The organism is Streptomyces sp. NPDC056160 (assembly GCF_042268205.1).
GTDB lineage: Bacteria > Actinomycetota > Actinomycetes > Streptomycetales > Streptomycetaceae > Streptomyces.
Map to the genome: position 1 here is coordinate 1 of NZ_JBHJUW010000252.1, position 6,172 is coordinate 6,172.

General features: G+C 73.0%; 7 protein-coding genes. 2 read left to right on the plus strand and 5 right to left on the minus strand.

Annotated features, from left to right (window positions below):
- Positions 1 to 3: 3 nt before the first annotated feature.
- The 5 genes from der to aroH form a co-directional block, all read right to left on the minus strand.
- Positions 4 to 1,485 (minus strand): ribosome biogenesis GTPase Der, encoded by a 1,482-nt coding sequence (der, locus tag ACFC02_RS41095; RefSeq protein ID WP_376367901.1) that lies wholly within the window; start codon positions 1,483 to 1,485, stop codon positions 4 to 6.
- 78 nt (positions 1,486 to 1,563) lie between these two features.
- Positions 1,564 to 2,217 carry a lysophospholipid acyltransferase family protein gene (locus ACFC02_RS41100; RefSeq protein ID WP_376367903.1) on the minus strand — a complete coding sequence of 218 codons (654 nt, stop codon included), beginning with the start codon at positions 2,215 to 2,217 and terminating at the stop codon, positions 1,564 to 1,566.
- Entirely contained in the window at positions 2,214 to 2,909 is a 696-nt protein-coding gene (gene cmk / locus ACFC02_RS41105) for a (d)CMP kinase (protein ID WP_376367905.1), read from the minus strand. Before cmk ends, ACFC02_RS41100 begins: the two co-directional genes overlap by 4 nt.
- Positions 2,910 to 3,086: 177 nt before the next feature.
- Positions 3,087 to 4,172, minus strand: coding sequence for a prephenate dehydrogenase (locus ACFC02_RS41110; RefSeq protein WP_376367907.1), 1,086 nt, complete (start codon positions 4,170 to 4,172; stop codon positions 3,087 to 3,089).
- Positions 4,169 to 4,531 (minus strand): chorismate mutase, encoded by a 363-nt coding sequence (gene aroH / locus ACFC02_RS41115; protein ID WP_360965964.1) that lies wholly within the window; start codon positions 4,529 to 4,531, stop codon positions 4,169 to 4,171. The genes ACFC02_RS41110 and aroH overlap by 4 nt, the downstream gene beginning before the upstream one ends.
- 219 nt (positions 4,532 to 4,750) lie before the next feature.
- Between aroH and ACFC02_RS41120 the strand changes: the two genes are divergently transcribed.
- A complete protein-coding gene (locus ACFC02_RS41120; RefSeq protein ID WP_376367909.1) occupies positions 4,751 to 5,230 on the plus strand; it encodes a Rieske (2Fe-2S) protein in 480 nt (159 codons plus the stop codon).
- Positions 5,231 to 5,252: 22 nt separating this feature from the next.
- Positions 5,253 to 5,975, plus strand: coding sequence for a DNA polymerase beta superfamily protein (locus ACFC02_RS41125; RefSeq protein WP_376367911.1), 723 nt, complete (start codon positions 5,253 to 5,255; stop codon positions 5,973 to 5,975).
- Positions 5,976 to 6,172 lie beyond the last annotated feature (197 nt).

A 6,172-nucleotide genomic window follows, 5' to 3' on the forward strand; every position in this document is an offset into this window, starting at 1 on the left:
CTCCTACTTCGCGCGGCCGCGCTTCTCGCGCACCCGCACCGAGATGTGGATCGGCGTGCCCTCGAAGCCGAACTCCTCGCGCAGCCTGCGTTCGATGAAGCGCCGGTAGCCCGCCTCGATGAAGCCCGAGGCGAACAGGACGAACCGCGGCGGCTTGGTGCCCGCCTGGGTGCCGAACAGGATGCGCGGCTGCTTGCCGCCCCGGATCGGGTGCGGGTGGGCGGCGACCAGCTCGCCGAGGAAGGCGTTGAGGCGGCCGGTCGGCACCCGGGTCTCCCAGCCGGCCAGCGCGGTCTCGATCCCCGGGACCAGCTTCTCCATGTGCCGCCCGGTGCGCGCCGAGACGTTGACACGGGGGGCCCAGGCGACCTGGCCCAGCTCGGTCTCGATCTCCCGCTCCAGGTAGTAGCGGCGCTCCTCGTCGAGGGTGTCCCACTTGTTGAAGGCGAGGACGATCGCGCGGCCCGCCTCCACGGCCATGGTGACGATGCGCTGGTCCTGCACGGAGATGGACTCGGAGGCGTCGATCAGGATGACGGCCACCTCCGCCTTCTCGACGGCGGCGGCGGTGCGCAGGGAGGCGTAGTAGTCGGCGCCCTGCTGGAGGTGGACGCGCTTGCGGATGCCCGCGGTGTCGACGAACTTCCAGGTGACCCCGCCCAGTTCGATCAACTCGTCGACCGGGTCGCGGGTGGTGCCCGCCAGTTCGTTGACGACGACGCGCTCCTCGCCGGCGACCTTGTTCAGCAGTGAGGACTTGCCGACGTTGGGGCGGCCGATCAGGGCGATGCGGCGCGGGCCGCCGACGCCGCCGACGCCGAAGCTCTCGCGCGGCGCCTCGGGCAGCGCCTCCAGGACCCGGTCCAGCATGTCGCCGGTGCCGCGGCCGTGCAGCGCCGAGACGGGGTGCGGCTCGCCGAGTCCGAGGGACCACAGGTAGGCGGCGTCCGCCTCGCCACTGGGGCCGTCCACCTTGTTGGCGCACAGCACCACGGGCTTGCCGGCCTTGCGCAGCAGCCGGACGACGGCCTCGTCGGTGTCGGTGGCGCCGACCTTGGCGTCGACGACGAAGACGACCGCGTCGGCGGCCTCGATGGCGTACTCGGCCTGGGCGGCGACGGAGGCGTCGATGCCGAGGACGTCCTGCTCCCAGCCGCCGGTGTCGACGACCTTGAAGCGGCGGCCCGCCCACTCGGCCTCGTAGGTGACGCGGTCTCGGGTGACGCCTGGCTTGTCCTCGACGACCGCCTCGCGGCGGCCGATGATGCGGTTCACCAGGGTCGACTTGCCGACATTGGGGCGGCCGACGACGGCGAGCACGGGCAGCGGACCGTGTCCGGCGGCCTCGATGGCGCCCTCGACGTCCTCCAGGTCGAAGCCCTCTTCGGCGGCGAGCTCCATGAACTCCGCGTACTCGGCGTCGCCGAGCGCCCCGTGCTCGTACTCGTGCTCGGCCGAGCCGTCGGGCTGGATGTCGTCGTTCATGAAGTCCGTACCTCGTAGTTCATCGTGGTGGTCGGTGGATCATCACGGGGCCGTGGTGATCCACTACTCGAGTGTGTGCTAGCGCCGGGTGAGGCGCCTGGCGTTTTCCAGGTGGTCGGCGAGCTGCTTCTGGATGTGCTCGGTGGCCGTGTCCAGTGCCCGCCGGGTGCGCCTGCCGCTGCCGTCGCCCGCGTCGAAGGGCTCGCCGAAGACCACGTCCACGCGCGAGCGCAGCGGCGGCAGCCCTCGTATCAACCGTCCGCGCCGCTCGGAACTTCCCAGTACGGCCACCGGGACGATCGGCGCCCCGCTGCGGACGGCGAAGTAGGCGAGGCCCGCGCGCAGCGAGGCGAAGTCGCCCACGCCCCGGGTGCCCTCCGGGAAGATGCCGAGGACCCCGCCCTGCTCCAGGACGCCGAGCGCGCGGGTGATCGCCGTGCGGTCGGCGCTGTGCCTGTCCACCTGGAGCTGGCCGATGCCGGTCAGGAAGGACCCGAGGGGGCCGATGAACGCTTCCTTCTTGATCAGGAAGTGCACCGGCCGGGGCGCCACGCCCATGACCATCGGGCCGTCGACGTTGTGCGAGTGGTTGACGGCGAAGATCAGCGGGCCGGACGCCGGCACCTTCCAGGCGCCCAGCACGCGGGGGCGCCACAGCCCGTACATCAGCCCGACGCCGATCCGGCGCCCGACCTCCGCACCGCGCTCGGACGAAACGGACTCAGCAGTCACTTGGCGGCCCGCTTCTCCTCGACGAGGGTGACGACGCACTCGATGACCTGGGCCAGCGTGAGGTCGGTGGTGTCGACCTCGACCGCGTCGTCCGCCTTGGCCAGCGGGGAGGTCTTGCGGCTGGAGTCGGCCGCGTCCCTCTTGATCAGGGCGTCCCGGGTGGCGTGCACGTCGGCGCTCTTCAGCTCGCCGCTGCGACGGGCGGCGCGGGCCTCGGGCGAGGCGGTGAGGAAGATCTTCAGGTCGGCATCGGGCAGGACGGTCGTGCCGATGTCGCGGCCCTCGACGACGATGCCGGTCGCGGCGGCAGCGGCCAGGGAGCGCTGCAGCTCGGTGATCACGGTCCGCACCTCCGGCACGGCGCTGACCGCGCTGACCTGGGAGGTGACCTCCTGAGTGCGGATCGGACCCGACACGTCCGTGCCGTCGACGGTGATCGTCGGGTGGGCCGGGTCGGTGCCGGAGACGATCTCGGGCTTGGCTGCCACGGCGGCGATCGCGGTGGGGTCCTCGATGTCGATCCCGTTGGTCACCATCCACCAGGTGATCGCCCGGTACTGGGCACCGGTGTCCAGGTAGCTCAGGCCGAGCTGCGCGGCCACGGCCTTCGACGTGCTCGACTTGCCCGTGCCGGAGGGGCCGTCGATGGCGACAATCACGGGCTGGGCGGTCCGGGCGGCGCCGTGTTCCACAGCGGGGCACCTTCCTGGTGAAGGGTGGTGGACGGGTGTACGGGAGCCAGGGGCCCCCGCACAAGGTTACTGGCTGCCCGGGCACCCTCCGACGGCCGGAGGGTACGGCCCCCACCGCCGCGGGGTTGCGCCCTCACCGCCGCGCGGTCGCGCCCTCGCTCCCGCCCGGTCACGCCCTCACTTCCGCAGGGCCCAGCCCCGTTCCCGCAGGGCCGCCGTCAGCACGGGGACCGCCTTCGGCTCGACCGTCAGCTGCACCAGGCCTGCCTGCTGTCCCGTCGCGTGCTCGATCCGGACGTCCTCGATGTTCACGCCGGCCGCCCCGGCGTCGGCGAAGATGCGGGCCAGCTGTCCGGGCTGGTCGTCGATGAGGACGGCGACGACCTCGTACGCCCGCGGCGCGGACCCGTGCTTGCCGGGCACCCGGACCCGTCCGGCGTTGCCGCGCCGCAGCACGTCCTCGATGCCGGCGCCGCCCTCCCGGCGCTCGGCCTCGTCGCAGGACTGCAGCGCCCGCAGGGCCCGTACCGTCTCGTCCAGGTCGGCGGCGACGTCGGCGAGCAGGTCGGCGACCGGTCCCGGGTTCGCCGAGAGGATGTCGATCCACATCTGCGGCGCGGAGGCGGCGATCCGGGTCACGTCCCGGATGCCCTGCCCGCACAGCCGTACGGCCGCCTCCTCGGCGTGCTCCAGGCGCGCGGCGACCGTGCTGGAGACCAGTTGGGGCATGTGGGAGACCAGGGCCACGGCGCGGTCGTGGGCGTCGGCGTCCATGACGACCGGGACCGCACGGCAGTGCGAGACCAGTTCCAGGGCGAGGTTGAGGACCTCGGTGTCGGTGTCGCGGGTGGGGGTGAGCACCCAGGGGCGGCCCTCGAAGAGGTCGGCGGTCGCGGCCAGCGGGCCGGACTTCTCCCGGCCCGACATGGGGTGGCTGCCGATGTAGGCGCTCAGGTCGAGGCCCAGCGCCTCCAGTTCGCGGCGGGGGCCGCCCTTGACGCTGGCCACGTCGAGGTAGCCGCGGGCCACCTTGCGGCGCATGGCGTCGGCGAGCACCCCGGCGACATGGGCGGGCGGGGCGGCGACGATCGCCAGGTCGACGGGGCCGTCGGGCGCCGCGTCCGTTCCGGCGCCGAGCGCGAGGGCCGTACGGACCTGTTCGGGGTCGCGGTCGGTGAGGTGCACGCCCACCCCGCGCCGGGCGAGGGCCAGGGCCGCCGAGGTCCCGATCAGGCCGGTGCCGATGACGAGTGCGTTCCTCACTGGGCGATGTCCTTGCGCAGGGCGGCCGCCGCCCCCAGGTAGACGTGGGCGATCTCGGCGCGCGGCCGGTCGGTCTCGATGTGCGCGAGGACGCGGACCACGCGGGGCATGGCACCCTCGACGTCCAGTTCCTGCGCGCAGATCAACGGTACGTCGACGATGCCGAGCCGGCGGGCGGCGACGGCGGGGAAGTCGCTGTGCAGGTCGGGGGTGGCCGTGAACCAGATGCTGATCAGGTCCTCGGCGGCCAGGCCGTTCCGCTCCAGGACGGCGGTGAGCAGTGCCTCCACCTGCTCGCTCATGTGACCGGCGTCGTCCCGTTCCAGCTGGACGGCCCCCCGGACCGCTCGTACCGCCACGGCGCTGCTCCTCGCTGACGTGTGTCTGGGTGGTTCGCGGCCAGCCTAGTCAGGCGGCACGCCGGGCAGGCACGGCGCCCGCCCGCTGAGACGCCACACCGATGCACCATTTGCACCAGTCGACTCGGATTTACTTCGACTTGGGGGTCTTCGGTGCGAAGATGCTTCCGCTCCGCTCGGAGCGTCTTCCCCCACCTCGGCACCCCTCGGAGTGACGGCATGACTCAGGGATCGACCCGGCGTACGGTTCTCGCCACCGGCGCGGCCGCCGCGCTCGCCGCCGGCTGCAGCGACTCGAAATCGGGCGACGGCAGCGCGTCCGCCGCGGACGCCGCCTCCTCGGCCCCGCCGAGCCCTTCCAGGCCGCCGACCACGGCCGCCGCCGCGTCCCCCTCGCACAGCGCCGCCGCCGGCGCGGAGCTGACGCGGACCGAGGACATCCCGGTCGGCGGCGGCAAGGTCTTCAAGGAGCAGCGCGTCATCGTCACCCAGCCGGTGAAGGGCCAGTTCAAGGCCTTCTCCGCGGTCTGCACCCACCAGGGCTGCACCGTCAGCCACGTCGAGAACGGCACCATCGCCTGCCCCTGCCACGGCAGCATGTTCCACGTCACCGACGGCTCGGTGGCCCACGGCCCGGCGTCCCGGCCGCTGGCCGCCAAGGAGATCCACGTGGAGGGAAATTCCATCCGCCTGGCGTGAGGATCCGCGTACGCTCCCGGGCATGCAGCCCGAGGACCTGGTACGCGACCACACGATCTACGCCTGTGTGACGGGCTCGCGGGCTTTCGGGCTGGCGACGGAGAGCAGCGACACGGACCGCCGTGGCGTCTTCGTCGCCCCCGCCCCGCTCTTCTGGCGCTTCGCGAAGCCCCCGACGCACGTCGAGGGACCCGGGCCGGAACAGTTCAGCTGGGAACTGGAACGCTTCTGCGAACTGGCGCTGCGCGGCAACCCGAACATCCTGGAGTGCCTGCACTCCCCGCTCGTCGAGCACGCCGACGCCACCGGCCGCGAACTGCTCGCGCTGCGCGAGGCGTTCCTCTCCCGCCGGGTGCACGCCGCCTTCACCGGCTACGCCCTCGCCCAGCGCCGCAGGCTCGACGCCGACGTACGGACGCACGGCGCCCCGCGCTGGAAGCACGCCATGCACCTGCTGCGCCTGCTGATCAGCGCCAGCGACCTGCTGCGCACGGGCCGCCTGACCGTCGAGGTGGGCGACGCCCGGGCCCGCCTGCTGGCCGTGCGGCGCGGCGAGGTCCCCTGGCCCGAGGTGGAGTCCTGGATGACCCGCCTGGCCGCCCACGCGGACGAGGCCGCCGCGCACTCCCCGCTTCCCGAGGAGCCCGACCTGCGCCGCGTGGCGGACTTCCTGTACCGCGTCCGCCGTGCCTCGGCGCTGGGATCGGCCCCGGGCGCCCCTGACGCCCCCGCCGGGCCTGTGTGAGGCCCTGGGACGGCAGCGGCGCGCTCCCGGCCGCCGGGAGCGCGCCTGAGCCGTCGCAGAGGGCCCCGAGGGCCGGCGGCTCCGGGGCCGTACGTCTGACGCCTAGAGGCAACGCCGTTCAGTTAGGGCGGTCTGGGCCGTGTCAAGGGTCGGTTGTGAGCATGTTGATGCTGATGGTGGCCTTGTAGGTGGTCCGG

Coding starts and splice junctions, on each gene's coding strand:
- der (WP_376367901.1), bottom strand. CDS start 1,485: ATGAACGACGACATCCAGCCCGACGGCTCGGCCGAGCACGAGTACGAG.
- ACFC02_RS41120 (WP_376367909.1), top strand. CDS start 4,751: ATGACTCAGGGATCGACCCGGCGTACGGTTCTCGCCACCGGCGCGGCC.
- ACFC02_RS41125 (WP_376367911.1), top strand. CDS start 5,253: ATGCAGCCCGAGGACCTGGTACGCGACCACACGATCTACGCCTGTGTG.